The organism is Arthrobacter sp. TB 26 (genome assembly GCF_000427315.1).
GTDB lineage: Bacteria > Actinomycetota > Actinomycetes > Actinomycetales > Micrococcaceae > Arthrobacter.
The window spans coordinates 4,762-21,971 of record NZ_AUPJ01000479.1 but is presented as its reverse complement, the minus strand read 5'-3'; the positions used below and the strand labels follow the sequence as shown (position 1 = coordinate 21,971).

General features: G+C 65.7%; 17 protein-coding genes (1 of these 17 running past the window's edge). 14 read left to right on the top strand and 3 right to left on the bottom strand.

Going from position 1 to position 17,210, the window contains the following annotated elements; translation table 11 throughout:
* Window positions 1-400: 400 nt before the first annotated feature.
* From K789_RS0118465 to K789_RS23500, 3 genes are all read left to right on the top strand, one after another.
* Complete coding sequence (locus K789_RS0118465; protein ID WP_051181151.1) at window positions 401-1,375, top strand: EAL domain-containing protein; 975 nt, start codon at window positions 401-403, stop codon at window positions 1,373-1,375.
* A 51-nt stretch (window positions 1,376-1,426) separates the two neighbouring features.
* Window positions 1,427-1,783: a DUF6221 family protein gene (locus K789_RS0118460; RefSeq protein WP_128081671.1), complete on the top strand. Its 357-nt coding sequence runs from the start codon at window positions 1,427-1,429 to the stop codon at window positions 1,781-1,783.
* A 136-nt stretch (window positions 1,784-1,919) separates the two neighbouring features.
* Window positions 1,920-2,312, top strand: a complete 393-nt coding sequence (locus K789_RS23500; protein ID WP_024368049.1) for an STAS/SEC14 domain-containing protein — start codon at window positions 1,920-1,922, stop codon at window positions 2,310-2,312.
* Between the two features lie 23 nt (window positions 2,313-2,335).
* Here K789_RS23500 and K789_RS0118450 read toward each other — a convergent pair whose 3' ends face one another.
* Together K789_RS0118450 and K789_RS26280 are read right to left on the bottom strand one after the other, a co-directional pair.
* On the bottom strand, window positions 2,336-3,007 hold the full coding sequence (locus K789_RS0118450) for a DNA alkylation repair protein (RefSeq protein ID WP_024368048.1): 672 nt from the start codon (window positions 3,005-3,007) through the stop codon (window positions 2,336-2,338).
* A 34-nt stretch (window positions 3,008-3,041) separates the two neighbouring features.
* Window positions 3,042-5,459 (bottom strand): alpha/beta fold hydrolase, encoded by a 2,418-nt coding sequence (locus K789_RS26280; protein ID WP_192815787.1) that lies wholly within the window; start codon window positions 5,457-5,459, stop codon window positions 3,042-3,044.
* A gap of 69 nt (window positions 5,460-5,528) precedes the next feature.
* On the opposite strand from K789_RS26280, the gene K789_RS0118440 reads away from it, so the two are divergent.
* Window positions 5,529-6,161 (top strand): TetR/AcrR family transcriptional regulator, encoded by a 633-nt coding sequence (locus K789_RS0118440; RefSeq protein WP_024368046.1) that lies wholly within the window; start codon window positions 5,529-5,531, stop codon window positions 6,159-6,161.
* A gap of 26 nt (window positions 6,162-6,187) precedes the next feature.
* Window positions 6,188-7,042 (top strand): 3-hydroxyacyl-CoA dehydrogenase, encoded by an 855-nt coding sequence (locus K789_RS0118435; protein ID WP_024368045.1) that lies wholly within the window; start codon window positions 6,188-6,190, stop codon window positions 7,040-7,042.
* 27 nt (window positions 7,043-7,069) lie between these two features.
* Here K789_RS0118435 and K789_RS0118430 read toward each other — a convergent pair whose 3' ends face one another.
* Window positions 7,070-7,918, bottom strand: a complete 849-nt coding sequence (locus K789_RS0118430) for an SDR family NAD(P)-dependent oxidoreductase (protein WP_024368044.1) — start codon at window positions 7,916-7,918, stop codon at window positions 7,070-7,072.
* Between the two features lie 84 nt (window positions 7,919-8,002).
* On the opposite strand from K789_RS0118430, the gene K789_RS0118425 reads away from it, so the two are divergent.
* The 9 genes from K789_RS0118425 to K789_RS0118385 all read left to right on the top strand — a co-directional run.
* A complete protein-coding gene (locus tag K789_RS0118425) occupies window positions 8,003-8,917 on the top strand; it encodes a LysR family transcriptional regulator (RefSeq protein ID WP_024368043.1) in 915 nt (304 codons plus the stop codon).
* Between the two features lie 160 nt (window positions 8,918-9,077).
* A complete protein-coding gene (locus K789_RS0118420) occupies window positions 9,078-10,466 on the top strand; it encodes an MFS transporter (protein ID WP_024368042.1) in 1,389 nt (462 codons plus the stop codon).
* The gene (locus tag K789_RS0118415; RefSeq protein WP_084507693.1) at window positions 10,463-11,371 is read left to right on the top strand and encodes a shikimate dehydrogenase; all 909 of its coding nucleotides are present in this window, start codon (window positions 10,463-10,465) and stop codon (window positions 11,369-11,371) included. Before K789_RS0118420 ends, K789_RS0118415 begins: the two co-directional genes overlap by 4 nt.
* A gap of 50 nt (window positions 11,372-11,421) precedes the next feature.
* Entirely contained in the window at window positions 11,422-12,165 is a 744-nt protein-coding gene (locus K789_RS0118410) for an SDR family NAD(P)-dependent oxidoreductase (protein ID WP_084507691.1), read from the top strand.
* Between the two features lie 59 nt (window positions 12,166-12,224).
* A complete protein-coding gene (locus tag K789_RS0118405; protein ID WP_024368039.1) occupies window positions 12,225-13,349 on the top strand; it encodes a Gfo/Idh/MocA family protein in 1,125 nt (374 codons plus the stop codon).
* Window positions 13,350-13,358: 9 nt separating this feature from the next.
* Entirely contained in the window at window positions 13,359-15,428 is a 2,070-nt protein-coding gene (locus K789_RS0118400) for an FAD-dependent oxidoreductase (RefSeq protein ID WP_024368038.1), read from the top strand.
* The gene (locus K789_RS0118395) at window positions 15,425-16,294 is read left to right on the top strand and encodes a sugar phosphate isomerase/epimerase family protein (protein WP_024368037.1); all 870 of its coding nucleotides are present in this window, start codon (window positions 15,425-15,427) and stop codon (window positions 16,292-16,294) included. The genes K789_RS0118400 and K789_RS0118395 overlap by 4 nt, the downstream gene beginning before the upstream one ends.
* The gene (locus K789_RS0118390; protein WP_024368036.1) at window positions 16,291-17,130 is read left to right on the top strand and encodes an aldo/keto reductase; all 840 of its coding nucleotides are present in this window, start codon (window positions 16,291-16,293) and stop codon (window positions 17,128-17,130) included. Before K789_RS0118395 ends, K789_RS0118390 begins: the two co-directional genes overlap by 4 nt.
* Window positions 17,131-17,142: 12 nt before the next feature.
* Window positions 17,143-17,210, top strand: partial view of an FAD-dependent oxidoreductase gene (locus K789_RS0118385; protein ID WP_024368035.1) — the 5' end (the start) only. Its footprint extends 1,747 nt past the window's final position; only the first 68 of its 1,815 coding nucleotides appear in the window; it begins with the start codon at window positions 17,143-17,145; its stop codon lies off the right edge, out of view.

Below are 17,210 nucleotides of genomic sequence, written 5' to 3'. Positions count from 1 at the left end.
CTCCGCTCACCGTTCTCGCCCTGTGGCCGCCATCGGCTCAGTGATAGTCGGCTAAAGAGTGCGGCATCGAAGCTGGCGGCCTAAGTCCGCGACGCCGGCAACGAGACTCGCAACAAAACACTCCGACTCTAGGGACGGACACGTAGGCCCCGTTGTACTGTGTCCTCATGGTCACCTGCTCGCCTGGCCGGGCAAGCCCGGCAGGGGAGCGCGGGTGACCGTATGTGGTTTCCGGACTCAGCCGGAATCCAGAACAAAGGAATAGCCAATGTCGATGGAACCGACGTCCGTTCCAGGTCGCCCTCATGGCGCCGGCTCTGCAGAGCAGAACTCTGGTGGGGCGCGTGGCGCTGAGCCTCCCGGGATACGCAGGCAGGCTGCCTGGATCATTGAGACGGTCTTGGCTGACCCGTCGCCGGGGCAGGCCCATATCCGGGAACTGCTGCGCGAACATCTGGCGGCCCATCCGGGACGGCCGGACATTGCGCTGGCGGAGCATCTGTTGGCTCTCCGATCCCTCACGGGGCTGCCCCCGGAGTCCAAGGCCCTGTTGTCCGGGCCCGGAAAACCTGCCCGGGATGCCCGGGAAAGCATGAGTTTGCGGATCGAGAAGGTCCTTCAAGGCCGGATGCTGGTGACCGCTTTCCAACCGATCCGTGAACTGTCCACCGGAAGGGTTGTTGGAGTCGAAGCGTTCACGCGGTTCGTCAGCGACGGCAGCGACCCCGCGGGGGAGTGGTTCGCTGCGGCGGCCAAAGCGCAACTCGGCAGTGAGCTTGAACTCGCGGCCCTGGAGTCCGCCCTCAACTCAGCCGTTCACCTCCCCGCGCATTTGTACGTGGCCCTGAAACTGTCCCCGGCCACCTGCCTGGACCCACTCCTTCCCGGACTGCTGGAGGAATCGATGGTCGCAGTGGACCGTGTGGTCCTCGAGCTGACTGACGCCCTGGCGGATATGCAGCCCGCCAACGCCCTGGCGGATATGCAGCCCGCCGCTTTGGCCGACGCGCTAGCGCCCCTGCGCAAGCGGGGGCTCCGCCTGGCGGTTGACCATGTGGGTTCGCACTTCGATTCCATCCGCCAGATCAGGCAAATCTGCCCCGACTTCATCAAACTTGACCGCAACCTGGTCGCCGGAATCGAGACGGACCCGCTCCGTCACGCCTTTGGCGAGGTCATGACCGATTTCGCCGAGCAGCTCGGAGCGGTGCTCATCGCGGAAGGCATCGAGACCAGTGATGAACTTGCAGCAGTCGCGGGGCTAGGGGTGACAACTGGTCAGGGCTATCACCTCGGCCGGCCCACGGTGCGGCTCCGGGACTGGGCAGGATGGAAGGAGCCGGTCCTCGAATTCCGGCCGTTGGCCGGGCGCTGACAGCGCAGTTCCTTCCTGATGACGGGCCGGGTAGATGTAATGATGGTGGCCATGGACATTGTTGAGTTTCTGGAAGCGCGCATAGCCGAGCAGGAATCAGCCATCCGGGAGGGATCTTTTGGTCCGGGGTCATCATGTAGTCGTGAAACCGGAAACATCGACGAATCCTCCCTTTGTGAGCGGATGCTGGACGAGTGCGCCCAGAAGCGGGCCATCCTCGCCAGCTGGAAGGAAGCTGCCGACGCCGAAGGGATCAGTGACCCCGGCGAAGCGGAAGGTACGGTTGCGGTTGCCCGCAGGGCCATGCTCACCATTCTCGCGGGCTCCCACCGGGAACACCCGGACTACGACGCCGGCTGGTCGCCCGAGTTACCAACAGAGATCGCCAGAGAATCACCGACTGAGTGAAATTCCGGGCCGTACGGTCTGATCGCGACGGCGAAGCCGCGGACGTTGCCGGCGGGTTACGGCCCGGATAACTCTCCGGGGGCCACGCCGGGAGTGATGTGGAGCGTCGTCGCGGTTCAGGCCTAGGATCAACGAAATGATGCCAGGACGAATTTTCGCTGCTGACGGGAAGAACTCTCTGACCGTCAACGAAGGGATCCTCGAGAGTGTCTGGCGCCCCGGTTCTTTTGTGGATGTCGACGACGCCAAGGACGCCATGCATGCTGTGGACCGCATCATCGGTGGGAGCCCGATGCCGATGCTCTCGGAAATGACCGACGTCGAGTTCAGCGCCGGGGCCAGGTTCGAGTTCGCCAAAAGTACGGATGTGCTGGCCATCGCAGTTCTCGGGTCGAGCGCCGTCGATCGTGTCATTGCTGCCGCCACGAGCCGGCATACCCATTACCCGCACGAGTTTTTCACGTCCAGGGCGGCCGCCATGACCTGGCTGGCAGACTTCATCCAAGCTGAAGTTCAGGGTGAGGTCTGAGCGTTCGCCACCAGCAGGATTTCCTAGGTGCCGTCCTTGCGGCGCACCATCTCGGCGATCCAGACGGGCGCGAACGGAGACGTGCAACCCGGGGGAGTCGGGTAGTCCTTGAGCACTTCCAAGCGTTCACCGATGTCCATTGCGCGGACCCGGTGCCCGGAGTGCTCGATCCCGATCTGGGCCAGAGAGTGGTTCATCGCCCACTGCAGGCGGTCCGGGGCGTCTTTCATCCCCGTTTCGATGATGTCCAGTAGCCCTTCCAGATCGAGTCCTTCGGGCTGCTTTGCGACGCGTTCGGTGGTCAGCGCCCAGCCGGCACTCGCGACCACCGGGTCCGGATCGGCGAGCCAGGCCAGGCGCAGCTCTTCGGAATGCGGGTTCTTCTTCACCACGTAGTTCACGAGCCAGCCGTGCACCTTGGGGGTCCGTGCCTCACGCAGCATAACGTCCAGCTCGTTGAGCTCGAACGCTTTCGGGCGGCATATCAGGATCGCCAGCAGTCTGGCCGCGGTGTCATCCATCGCCCAGAGCTGGCGCGCAAGTTCCTGCTGTGTCTTCAGCCGCTTCGCGAGCGCGCGCAGCTTGCTGAGGTTCACACCGTGATCATCACCGTGTTTCTCGTTCACCTTGCGTGCCTTAGGGTCCTCGAGAGCGGCCAATTCCGCCATCACCTCGGCCACTGTCGTCTCAGCCAACTCGGCATCCTTTCCATCACATGTGAAATTCAGCCTAGTAGGAAGAAACTTCGCGGCCCGCCGAGACCCGGGAGAGGAAGTCCTCAACCACTGCGGCGAACTCATCAGGACGTTCGATCTGTGGCATGTGTCCCGTCTTCGCAAAGACGTGCGCCTCGGCCCGTGGCAACGCCGCGGTCGCCGCCGCCAAATGGCTGAACGGGAGGACGTGGTCGTGGTCGCCCCACACCACGAACGCTGGAATGTCCGACTTCGCCAACGCGCCGACGAGGGCCGTCCGCCATTCAGCCCTGATGCCGGAGATCGTTCCCAGATCGCGGGCGATATCTACGACGCTTTGGCGGTGTTCGGGCCGCTGCGACAGGGCAAAAGCATGCTGGACGCGGGCCTCGGTCACCAGCGCCTTGTCGTAGAAGATCGACTCGACCGTCCGGCGGGAAGCTTCCGGAGCGGGACGCATGAGCAGTGCCGCGAGCGGCCTCACCGTCAGCAGCCGCAGCACCAGCGCAACCTCCTGGCCGAATCCGGCGCTGTCGGCAAGAACAAGGGCCGAAACGCGGTCCGGATGGTCGGCCGCGAACTTCATGGCGACGGCGCCGCCGAGCGAGTTGCCGATCACAGGCAGCGGCCCCTGCACCCCAACGGCGTCGAGGAAGGCGGGCAGGGCGCCGGCGAGCTTCGCCAACGTCGCAGGCCCGGAGAGACGTTCCGAGTAGGCAAATCCGGGCAGATCCACGCTGATGACGGTATGGCGTGCCGAGAGCCGCTCGTGCTGCTCGGTCCAGTCTTCGAGGCTCTGGCCGATGCCGTGCAGGAGCAGCACCGGGTCCCCGGTACCGGTTGTCCGGTAGCGCAAACGCGTGCCCCCGGCGTCGACATATCCGGCTCCGGGGAGCTCAAGCGGACCCGGCGCCGGCGTGGTTTCCCGCCCGGATGCCCGCCCGGATGCCCGCACCTGCTGCCCGCGCCGGCCGAACCGCACGTGGTCGGTCAGTTTGCCGGCCCTCAGCAGGGCGAAATCGCGCAGATAGTTCTGGTGCAGCCGCCAGGGCGAGTCGGCGCCCTGCCGGGGAAGGCGGTCGGCGTCGCGCAGGATGTAGCCGGCCTTCAGGTCGATCAGGGACGTCAGTTCAGCTTCCGCTACGCCGGCGGGTGCCGTGGGTGCCACCCATTGCAGGTTCCTGCGGTCGAGGTGCTTCAGCAGTCGGCAGATGTAGCCTGCAACGAGATCAGCTTTCAAGGTCCAGGATGCGTTGGTGTAGCCGACAGTGAGCGCAAAGTTGGGTACGCCCTCGAGCATCATCCCCTTGTAGGTCAGGGTCCTGCCGACGTCCACGGGCTCGCCGTCGACCGTCAGGGTCATGCCGCCAATCACCAGCAGGTTCAGTCCCGTCGCCGTGACTATCACGTCGGCCGGAATGGATTTCCCCGAGACCAGGTCAATGCCTTGCGGGGTGATCCGCGAGATCCTGTCGGTCACGATGTCCGCAGTGCCGGCGCTGATCGCACGGTAGAGGTCGCCATTGGGGATCGCGCAGAGCCGCTGGTCCCACGGCTGATACGACGGGGCCAGGTGCGTGTCGACCGCAAAACCCGCCGGCAGCTTGGCGATGGCTGACTTGCGGAGGATTGCCTTCATCGTTTCCGGCCGCCGCCGGCTGAGCTGGTACGTGAACATCGAAAAGAGAATGTTCTTGGCCCGGACGACGTCGTACGCCAGTTGCGCCGGTACCTTGCCCCGGAGACGGTCGGCCAGGCGGTCCCGGGACGGGACGGGGGCGATGTAGGTGGGGGAGCGCTGCAGCATGGTGACTTTGGCAGCCGACCTCGCCATCGACGGCACGAGCGTCACCGCCGTGGCCCCGCTGCCGATGATCACCACCTGCTTGCCTTCGTAGTCGAGATCTGCGGGCCAGTGCTGCGGGTGAACGATCGAGCCGGCGAAGGTGTCGGCCCCTTCAATCGCCGGCGTGAAGCCCTCGTCATAGCGGTAATAGCCCGAGCAGACGGACAGGAACGAGCAGGTAAAGGTGACTGTCAGCGCGGTCGACGCCGGACCGTCGTTCCGATATTCGGCGTCGGACGTGCGGGTGGCTGTGACCGTCCACAATGCGGTGGCGCTGGACCACTCGGCCGCGATGACGCGGTGGTTGAGCCGGATGTGCGATGCGAGGCCCTCGTCCGCGACCGTCGCCTGGATGTAGTCGCGGATCGAATCGCCGTCGGCGATGGCTTTGGCGCCGGCCCAGGGCCGGAAGGAATAGCCCAGCGTGTACATGTCGCTGTCGGAGCGGATGCCCGGATACCGGAAGAGGTCCCAGGTGCCGCCCACGGCACCGCGGGACTCCAGGATCATGAAGGTCTTTCCGGGGACGTCGCGTCTGAGCCGGCTGGCGAAACCTATCCCGCTCAGCCCGGAACCAACAATCAACACATCCACGTGTTCGCTCATCAAGCCAAGCTATCGACTTAGAGTTGACATAGTCAACACGGTGTCGAGAAATGGGGCTAGGATGGGCGCATGGTTCAACGAGGAAGACGTACCACCCGGGTCTCGGGGGATGAGCGCCAGGACGCCATCCTCGTCACGGCTGAGGCGCTGCTCGCCGAGCGGGGATTCGATGACATCTCGATCGAGGATCTGGCCCGCGGGGCCGGCATCTCCCGCCCCACCTTCTACTTCTACTTCGCGTCCAAAGACGAGGTGCTGCTGGCCCTTCTGGACCGTGTGATCACCGAGGTGGAACACCGGGTCGGCGGGCTTCCGCGGGATTTCGAGAGTGATCCCGCTGGAGCATGGACCCGTTCCATTGGCATATTTGTCGAGGTGTTCGTGGCCCACCGCGGCGTCGCCACCGCGGCAATCGCGGCGCGCGCCCGCAATGATGAGGTGCGGGTGCTGTGGTCGAAGTCGATGCAGTCCTGGGCCGATTTCTCCACCGAGGTGATCCGGTCCGAACAAGCCCGCGGCGCCGCGCCAGGGGGCATCGACGCCCATGACCTCGCCGTAAGCCTCAACCTGATGAACGAGCGGGTGATCACCGCGGTCCTGAACAAGGAGAGCCCCGCCATCGCGGAGTCCCGCGCCCTGGACGTGTTATCCACCATTTGGATCCGGAGTATTTACGGGTCCGTTAACCCCGGCCGCGCGTAATGCCGGCGTCGAAAGGAAGAAACCAGATGCCCGACATCAAGACGCTGACTGTGCTCGGTACCGGAGTGCTCGGTTCGCAGATCGCCTACCAGGCCGCATTCCACGGATTCGCCGTTACGGCCTATGACCTTGACGACCAGGCCATCGAAAAGGCCCGCGCCCGTTTCGCGCAGCTCGCCGGCATCTACCGGACGCAGGTGGCCGGCGCCAAGGACGGCCAGGCCGAGGCAGCGCCTGCAAATCTGCGCCTCACCACTGACCTCGGGACCGCCGTCGCCGACGCGGACCTCGTGATCGAGGCCGTTCCCGAACTGCTCGAGCTCAAGCGGGACATCTACCGCAAGCTCGCGGAACTGGCACCTGCGAAGACCATCTTCGCCACCAACTCCTCGACCCTGCTGCCCAGCGACCTCAAGGATGCCACCGGCCGCCCCGACCGTTTCCTCGCCATCCATTACGCCAACAACATCTGGGCGCAGAACATCGCCGAGGTGATGGGCACCACCGATACCGACCCGGCGGTGTTCGACGCCGTCGTCGAGTTCGCCCGTAACAGCGGGCTGGAACCGATCGAGATCAGGAAGGAGAAAGCCGGCTATGTGCTGAATTCGCTGCTGGTTCCACTCCTGAATGCCGCCGCGGGCCTGCTGCTGCAGGGCATCGCCAGCCCGGAAACGATCGACAAGACATGGCGCATCGCCACCGGGGCGCCCACGGGACCGTTCCAGATCTACGACGTCGTTGGCCTCGGTACCGCGTACAACATCGCCGCGTCCTCAGCGGACAGCGGGTCTAAAGCCTTCGCGCAGTACCTGAAGGAGAACTATATTGACCACGGGAAGCTCGGAGTCTCCACGGGCGAAGGCTTCTACACGTACTGAGTCCGCCCGGCGCCTCACGTGGCGCAGTCAACGCTCGTGGCTGGTTTCCAGGACCGTGACGTCGAGGGGCATGCGGTTGGCGCGGCGGAGTCGTCCGGCCAGCAGGTTGCGGACGCCGCGGGTCACCATGGTCGTCCTGGTCAGATCCCGGTACTCGGCGGCGTCGGAGGTGACCAGATCCAGCAGGGGGCGCGCGGCGTCGTCCGGGCCCTGCCCCCACAGCCCGACGACCACCTGCAGCCCACCCAGCCGATGCTCGTACCCGGGCTGGGACGTGACATGCCCCAGCATGTCCGTCGTCACCAGGCCCGGGTTCATGCCATGCACCCGGACACCCGTGCTCCGGGTCTCCCGCCGCAACGTCTCCGTGAACTGGCGGACCCACCGCTTGCTCGACGCATACGCGTTTTGCAGCGCCACCGGCCCCTGGTCACCCTGGCCGTACACGTTGACGAGGTCGCCGTGGCCCTGACGGAGAAACACCGGCAGCGCAACCCGCGACCCGTGGAACGTGCCCAGGATGTTCGTGCGCACCACGCGCGTGAAATCGTCCACCGGGGTTGACGCCGTGGGCCCGTAGACGCCGGACGTTCCGGCGTTGTTGACCCAGATGTCGAGGGTCCCGCGGCTGAGCGCCTCATCGCGCAGGGCCTCGACGTCGGCCAGCTTACCGGTGTCGCACCGCCGTCCGGACACGGCGATACCTTCTGCGAGGAGGCGTTCGACGGCGGCCGCGACGTCGGCGTTCGACCTGGCCGCCAGCACCACCGTCGCTCCCTGATGTCCCAGCAGCCGGGCCATGGCAAACCCCAGGCCGCGCGTAGACCCAGTCACGACGGCCACCCGGCCGCGAAGGACGTCCCGTTGCGAACTCATGGTTCTCTCATACGCGCAGCGGCCGGGGAGAGCAAGAGCCCCGGAACGGATCGTCCTGGGGACAAGAGGGTACATTCTGAGTACATGACTGAAATACGATGGCTTGAAGCGTTCGTCGCGGTTGCCGAAGAACTCCACTTCGGCCGTGCGGCGCTGCGTCTGCATACCTCCCAATCCCCGCTGAGCCAGACGATCCGGAAGCTCGAGGCCGACCTGGGGACGCGGCTCTTTGAACGCAACACCAGAAGCGTGGCGCTCACGCCTGCCGGGCACGCCCTCCTGCCGCGCGCCTACCGCGTGCTTCAGGAAATGCGGCTGGCCCGCGAGGCCGCCCAGACGGAGGTCGCGGGCGTCAGGGGCAAGATCAGGATCGGTTTCTCCGGTGCGGTAAACCATTTGACCCTCCCGCCCCTGACGCGGGCGGTGCGGCGGCGTTACCCGGACATAGAGCTGGACCTCACCAGCAGGGTCCGCACGGCGGACGGGGTGGCCAGCGTCGCAAACGGGACCCTCGACCTCGCCTTCGTAGGCCTTCCCGAATCCCCGGTCCCCTCGGTCATGACCCGGCTCGTTGCCCGTGAAGAAATCGGGGCGGTACTCCCGTTGGATCATCCGTTGGCGCAGGAAAAGTCGATATCCCTGCAATTGCTGGCGGGCGACGACTTCATCTCCCCGCCCATGGACGGCTCGTCCGCCATGACTGAAGTGATGCTGGCGTCCTGCATGGCGGCGGGATTCCGGCCGCATATTGTCCAGGAGTTGTCAGACCCTTACATGGTGCTGACCTTTGTGGCCGCCGGTGTTGGGGTCACCCTGATGAGCAGCGGCATAGCAGGAATCATTCCTTCGGGTGCCACGTATGTAGCCCTGGATCCGCCGCGGCACTACATGAACCATGCCATCGCGTGGTCTTCCGAGAACGATTCCGCCGTGTTGGCGGCCGTGCTCGCCGTCGTCGAAGACATCTTCCCCGACATCCCCACGCTGACCGACATTTAGATCCATAGCAGCATAGTCCTAGACAATTTTAGTCGTGGACTTACAAAGTGGTGCGCGCCACACTGGATGAATAAGCCGCACATCGCGGCGAACCGACCCGCACCGCGGCCGACGTCCGGCCAACCGCGGGGACCGGTTCCGGTTACACGAAGGGAACACCATGTCAGTGCAGACATTGGCGTCAAAACGCCCGCGGAACAACGCCAAGATTGCGGCGGTCTCGGGCTTCGTGGGCAGCGCCCTCGAGTACTACGACTTTTTCATTTTCGGATCAGCGGCGGCGCTGATCTTCGGGAAGCTGTTCTTCGCACCAGGCCCGTCATCCATGCTGTTGTCATTCGCCACTGTCGGCGTCGCGTACATCGCCCGCCCGCTCGGCGCCGTGATCTGCGGGCATCTGGGCGATAAGTTCGGTCGGAAAAAGGTTCTGCTGCTCACCCTCCTGCTGATGGGCACGTCCACCTTCCTGATCGGCTGCCTGCCCACCTACAGCCAGATCGGGATGGCGGCTCCGATCCTCATCGTTGCCCTGCGGCTTCTTCAGGGACTCTCAGCCGGCGGCGAATCACCCGGTTCAAGCTCCCTCACCCTTGAGCACGCGCCCGAACGGAAGCGCGCCTTCTACACGAGTTGGACGATGAGCGGCATTATGTTCGGCATCGTGCTCTCCACCCTCGTCTTCATTCCCGTGGCGTCGATGCCCGAGGATCAGCTGCTTGCCTGGGGCTGGCGCATCCCCTTCCTCGCCAGCGCAGTCGTTACCGTCATCGCGTTCGTGCTCCGGCGCCTCCTCGAAGAGCCACCGGTATTCGCGGAAGTCAAAGAGCACGACGAAGTAGTCAAAATCCCCCTTGTCACCCTGTTCCGGCACCACTGGGTCACCGTCATCCGCGTCACCGCGATGTCGCTGTTCACCATCATCAACACCATCATTAACGTCTTCGCACTCTCGTACGCCACATCCGTTGTGGGGGTGGAAAAGGGAGTGATGCTGACCGTCATAGCAGTTGCCAACCTTGCCGCAGTCGGAATGGGCCCGCTCGCAGGCATTCTTTCCGACCGGATCGGCCGCAAACCAGTCTTCGTCTCCGGCCTGGTCCTGCAGATCGGCATGATCTATGTGTTCTTCGCTGCCCTGTCAGCCGCGAATGTTCCCCTGATCTTCCTCACCGGTATCCTGCTGATCGGAGTTGCCTACACCGGTTCAAACTCCATCTACCCCGCCTACTTCCCGGAGCAGTTCCCGGTCAAGGTCCGCTACTCGGGTATGGCCATCAGTCTTATGTTCGGCCTGCTTCTTGCCGGATTTGCCCCGGTGATTTCCGAACTGCTGATCGGTGGCAACAAGGCCAACTGGGTTCCTGTCGCAACGTTTGCGGCAGTGGCCTGCTTCATCTCCGCGATCGCAGCACTCACCGGGCCTGAGACGTTCAAGACGCCGACGGCGATGCTGGGAGTGAAGAAATCCGACGCCCGTTTCAGGGCGCCGTCATCCGTCACACCGGATTCCGCTGGCGCAGATGCCACCGCAGTGAAGGTACAGGCGTGAGCCAGCAAACCCTGGCGGGCACCTGGGACTTTCATCCCCGTGACCCTGACATCAGCCACCGGTTCGTTGTGGGCCTGCTCGGCGCCGGCATCGGCGGCTCACTCACCCCGGGCCTCCATGAAGCGGAAGCGGACAGCTTGGGCCTGGCCTACTCCTACCGCGTCATCGACCTCGACACCATAGGCCAGCAGGCGGACCGGTCCGCCGCAGTGGTCAGAAGTGCAGCCGACCTGGGATACGACGGGCTCAATGTCACCCACCCGAGCAAGCAACTCGTGCAGGACGGTCTGGACGCGCTCTCCCCGGATGCCCGCATCCTCGGCGCCGTGAACACCATCACCTTCCACGACGGTAAAGCAGTCGGCCATAACACCGACCACACCGGCTTCATCGGCGGCTTGCGGTCCGGCCTGCCGGGTGCCGCGACAAACTCGGTGGTGCAGATCGGTGCCGGGGGAGCCGGAGCGGCAGTAGCTTTCGGGTTACTCCGCGCCGGAGCCCAGCGCCTGGTCATTGCGGACATCGAGCCGGCCCGGGCCGAAAGCCTCGCGGCCCGGCTGGCCCCGCACTTTCCGGACAGCGAGGTGACGGTGGCCCGGACGGACTCGCTCTCCGGGAGCCTCCGGGAGGCCGACGGTTTGGTGAATTCAACGCCAATCGGCATGGTCGGCCACCCCGGTGTTCCCTTGGACCTGGACCTCCTCCACCCGGGGCTATGGGTGGCAGACGTCATCTACCGGCCCCTCGAAACCCAGTTGATCCGGGCCGCGCGTGAGCGGGGCTGCGCCGTCCTCGACGGCGGACGAATGGTCGTCGGACAGGCGGCCGCAGCCTTCCAGCTCTTCACCGGCATCCCGGCCGATGCCGACCGCATGCTGGCCACCTTCCGCGAAGCCGCCTCCTGAGCAGCCCCGTGACAACTCACAGCAGCACACGCCAAGAGCCCGAGAGAACCATGATCCCAGGGACACTACCCAGCACCGTCGCAGAGTCCCGCTGCCTTGTGATCGGTGCGGCCAGTGGCATCGGACGGGCCACAGCGGCGCAACTGAGGGCGTCCGGCGCTGCCGTCGTCGGAGCGGATCTCCCGTCTGCCCACTGGCCCGCTGAATCAGCCGGCTCAACACTCGCCATGGACGTCACGGACCCCTCATCCGTTGCTGCCGCCGTTTCCGCGGCCGGACAGCAGATGGGCGGCCTGGACGCGGTGGTGAACTGCGCAGGCATCCTCGGGCCGGTGGCCTCGGCCCTCGCGGTGTCGGTCGAAGATTTCGAACGCATCGTGAAGATCAACCTGACAGGAGCCTTCATCGTCTCCCAGGCTGTTTTGCCGGGGATGGCTGAAGCAGGCTACGGGCGGCTGCTTCACATTTCGTCCACGGCGGGCAAGGAAGGTGTCATCAACATGCCCGCGTACTCGGCCAGCAAAGCCGGCATTCTGGGCCTCGTCAAATCACTCGCCAAGGAGTTCGCGCTCTCCGGCGTCACCGTCAACGCCCTCGCCCCGGGCAATGTGATCACCCCGCTCTTCGACGAAGTCCCGGCAGAACAACAGGCGGCGCAGGCCGCCAGGATCCCGATGGGCCGGTTCGGGACTCCCGCTGAGGCCGCCTCGCTCATCGAATTCATCATTTCGCCGGCCGCCTCCTATACAACCGGCTTTGTTTTCGACCTTTCGGGCGGTCGGGCCACCTACTAGCCCCCGGCCACCCGGCATCACAGCTTCCCACCACCAGCATCAGAAAGATGGCCCTTCCGATGACCACCTCATCACCCGTCACCACCCGCACCCTCCGCGTCGGAATCGCAGGATGCGGGGCGATCTCCCGCAACCATCTGGAGGCATTCCGCGCCTTGGATGACGTAGAAATCGTGGGGGTCTGCGATATCGATCCGGACCGCGCCCGCAAGACTGCCGCCGCATGGGGCGTCACAGCCGCCGTGGAGACAGTCCACGAACTCCTGGCCCTGGACCTTGACGTCGTCTCGGTCTGCACACCGCACCCCACCCACGAAGAGGTTGTGCTGCAGGCCGCAGCGGCCGGAGTCCACATCCTCTGCGAAAAGCCAATCGCCATCGAACTCGCATCAGCGGAGCGCATGGTGAACGCCTGCGACGACGCCGGAGTGACGCTAGGCGTCCTCTTCCAGCGCCGGTTCTGGCCGGCAGCCCAGCGCATCCGTGCAGCGATCGACGACGGGACGTTGGGCCGGCCCATCATGGGCCAGTGCTCGGTCATGCTGCATCGCGATCCTGACTACTACTCCCGGGATGCCTGGCGGGGGACGTGGGCCAACGACGGCGGCGGCGTACTCATGACCCAGGCAATCCACTACATCGACCTGCTGCAGTGGTTCATGGGGGACGTCGCCGAGGTGTACGGCAAGATCAACACGTTCAAACACGGCCGGCACATCGAAGTTGAAGATTCGGCGACGGCCGTCATCACGTTCACCTCCGGCGCCATGGCCACCCTGGAAGCCTCGACGGCGGCGTCCCCGAGCCTCGGCGTGCAGATCCGCGTTACGGGGGAGACCGGCGCCTCTGCGTCCCTGACTGAATTCCCCGAGGGCAGTGACGGACGTGTCGATCTGTGGGCGGCGGCGGGCTCCATCAGCACTGAGCCGGCCCACCCCGAAGGCGTTGACCCGAACGTGGGTCTGGCCACCATCAACGGCCAGCTCATCCCGCACCACACCGCCCAGGTCCGCGATTTTGTCCAGGCACTCCGGGACGGCCGCGACCCGGCCATCACGGGCCAGGACGCCACGAAGGCCTTACGGATACTGCTGGCCGTTTACGAATCGTCCCGGACGGGTGTGCCCGTCCGCTTCTCGCGGCTGGCCGAAAACACACGAACCCTCGCACCGGTTGCGGGCTAAGGAACAACGATGGAACAGAACACACGCCATGCCGCGCGGCCCCTGACACTGGGCCGCAACGGCCGGACCCCCAGGACCCTCCGCAACCGGCTCGCCTCCGCTCCCATGGAACGCAACTATGGCACCACGGACGGCAGGATCACCGAGCAGTACATCGACTACCTGGTGACCCGCGCCAGGGCGGGACTTGGCCTCGTCACCACCGAGGCCACCTTTGTCCGCGCCGACGGCAAGGGCCGCACCCACCAGCTGGGCCTGCACAACGACACAGTGATCCCTGGCCTCCGCAAGCTCACCGTCGGGCTGCACGCAGAAGGCGCCCTGGCCGCCGTCGAAATTAACCACGGCGGGCGCACCGCCCAAAGCGCCCTCTCCGGGTTCAAGAACATTGCCCCCTCGCCGGTGCCCTGTGAGGTCGCGGGCGGCGAGGTCCCCCGGGAACTGACCATCGCCGAGTGCCTTGAGGTCGTAGAGGCCTACGCCCAGGCTGCCCGCCGGGCTGTGGCCGCCGGCTTTGACGTCATTAACATTCACGGCGCCCACGGCTACCTGATCCATCAGTTCATGTCGCCGGTCTCCAACCACCGCACGGACCAATTCGCTGCACCGGAGCACTTCATGAACCTGGTCATCGATGCCGTGCGGGCTGCAGTCCCGGACACCATTGTGGGCATGCGCGTCTCCGTGGTGGAGGGCCCTGAGGAGGGACTCTCAGCAGAGCAGCAGTTGGCCGTCATCGCCAAAGCCCATCTGGAGCACCTGGACTTCCTGGACATCTCCGCGGGCAGCTACGAGGCTGGGGAATGGATCGTCCAGTCGGGCGAGTGGAAGCCGGGCATTCTCGCCGATTACGCCAAGGCATACCGCCAGTTCGGCCTTCCGCTTGGACTGGCCGGCCGGCTGAATTCGCCGGACATCATCGAGGAAGTGCTTCGCGGGGGAACCTGCGACTTTGTCAGCCTGGCCCGGGCCATCCACGCCGATCCCGCCTTTGTCGGCGGTGTCCTGCATGGCGAACGCTACCGCCCCTGCATCGCCTGCAACGTCTGCATCGACAACCTCGGACTTGGACAAGTCACCTGCACTGTCAACCCGGCCGTGGGACGTTCACGGATCCCCGTCCCAACACCCGCGGTGCGTGACGGCGCCCGCGTGGTGGTGGTGGGTGCCGGTCCCGCCGGCCTCACCGCAGCCCGCGAACTTGCCGAAGCAGGTGCGAAAGTGACCGTGCTCGACGACGGTGCCCGGCCTGGCGGGCAGTTCGCCCTCGCGGAGCGGATGAAGTCCACCCCTGACTTCCACCGTTTCGCGCAATGGTCTGCGGAGGAAAATGCCCGGCTCGGCGTGGACGTCCGGGTGGGCACGCACGTGGACACCACCGACATCGCCGGGCTGGTCCGCGAAACCGCCGCGGACGCCGTCGTGCTCGCTACCGGCGGGCTCCGGCCGGCCGCAGGGTTCCTGGGTGAAGACTCGGCCAACGTCCAGGATGTCCGCGAATGGCTCGCCGGCCACCCCGAGGTCCTCGACGGGAACATGCCCAACAGCGCCGCCGTACCTGACGCCGTGACCCTTTGGGGCGCCGATTCCGTCGCCATGAGTGTTGCGGACACACTGGCGGACCGCGGCGCGGCGGTCCTGCTGGTGGGCCCGCAGGAGACCATCGCGCCGGAATCCGGCCGCAGGGCCAAGATTCTGGCGGTGCCCCGGCTCGAAGCCTACCCCCGGGTGCGGATCCGGCTTGGCTCAACGGTTGAAGAGTATGACGGCGCCCGGGTGCGGATCAGCGGTCCGGGCCTTCCACACGCGGGCGAATGGCTGGACGCGCCGGGGCCCCTCCTGGTGTCACGGTCGGTCGTTCCGCTGAACGGCTCGGTACCGGCACCGGTCCGCGACGCGGAACTCAGCCAAGCAGCCGGCGTGCCGGTGACGCTGGCCGGGACCGTGGTGGACCAGACGCCGGCCATCGCATCCAATGCCGTCAAGAGCGGTTACGACGCGGCACAGCGCGTGGCCGCCCTGCTCGCGCCCGGCGCCACGGACAGCACCGAACTGACCCTGAACGGAGCACAGTCATGACCCGCAATACTGCCCGGCTCGTGGGCCTCGCCCAGCTGTCCTTGCTGAGCGCCGCACCGCCGGACCTTGTCGGCATCGCGGCAGAAGCCGGCTTTGACTTTGTTGGCGCCCGTGTGCGTCCGGTGACGCCCGCGGAACGGCCCTACGATCTGCAGCCGGGTTCGCCGATGCTGCGGGAGACCCTGGCCCGAATGCGGGACACCGGAGTGAGCGTACGGGACATTGAATTCCTGCTGCTCGATGGCAGCGACCAGCGGGAAGCCTGGCTGCGGATGATGGCAGCCGGCCAGGCCCTGGGGGCCAGCTCGCTCACCGTCGCCGGAGCCGATCCGGACAGCGCCCGGCTGGTCCACACCCTGGCCCGGATGGCTGAGGACGGCCGTGGCTTCGGAATCACCCCCACCCTTGAAGCGATCTCCTATCAGCCCGTTGCCTCGATCACGCAGGCAGCGGACATCGCCCGGCAGTCCGGCTGCCACATCGTGGTGGACACCCTGCATTTCAGCCGCTTCAACGGTGCCGGGGCCGCTGGCCAGTGGGAAGAGCTGCACGCCAACGCAGACCTTGTGCCGCTGCTCCAGCTGTGCGACGGACCGGGGAAGCGGCCAACCAGCCGCGAGGAGCTCGTCATTGAATCCCGCTCGGAGCGGGAAATCCCCGGTGCGGGCGAATTTGCGCTTGCGAAGATGGTGGCGGCACTTCCGCCGCGCCTGGCGGTGAGCGCGGAGGCACCCTCGGACCGGCGTGTGGCTGAACTCGGCGAACTCGAGTGGGCGCGCCGGCTCAAGTCCGGTGTGGATGCGGTGCTGGCGGCCGCCGGCACTTTGCGGGAAACAAAGAACCTCCACACGGCGGGCGCGAAATGAACGGCACCACGGAAGAGACCACGACGGCGGAACTGACCCCGGGAGTGCGCATCCCGCTCATTGGCCTGGGAACGTGGCCACTGACGGGCGAACAGGCCGCCGCGGCGGTGTCCCAGGCCATCGCCAGCGGCTACCGGCACATCGACACGGCCGAAAACTACGCCAATGAGGCCGCCGTGGGGGAGGGCATCCGCCGCAGCGGAATCGAGCGCGGGCAACTGTTCCTCGCCACCAAGTTCAACACCGGGTGGCACAGCAGGACGGGAGTGCGCCATGCCTTCGATGAAGCCGTCCGGCGCCTCGGCACGGACTATCTTGACTTGTTCCTGGTGCACTGGCCCAACCCCGCCCAGGGTCGTTTCGTTGAAGCCTGCCACGGGCTGCAGGAACTCGTTGACGAGGGCTCCCTCCGGGCCTGGGGTGTCTCAAACTTCAAGCCCGCCCACCTCAGGCTTGTCCAGGACGCAGGCCTGGACGTCCCGCTGAACCAGGTCCACATCGATCCCGAGCACGGCCAGCCCGGTCAACTTGCGTACCACCGCGAGCACGGGATCCTCACCGCCGCCTACAGCCCCCTGGGCCGCAACGGCAGCTTCCTGGGCCACCCGGCCGTCATCGGCCCCGCCACGGATCTTGGCAAGACACCAGCTCAAATCGTCCTGCGCTGGCACGTCCAACACGGCCGCGTCGCGATACCGAAGTCCGCGAACCGCCAACGCCAATGCGAAAACCTCGACGTCTTCGGCTTTGCCCTGACACAGGCACAACTCGATGCGATTGACGCACTCGAAACCGGTGCACCGCCGCGCCTTGATTCCGACACCTACTTCCACTGAGAAAGCACTGAAATGACTACACCCTCGCATACTCCGCCTGCCCGACCGAGCGTGGACTGTGATGTCCTGGTCATCGGCTC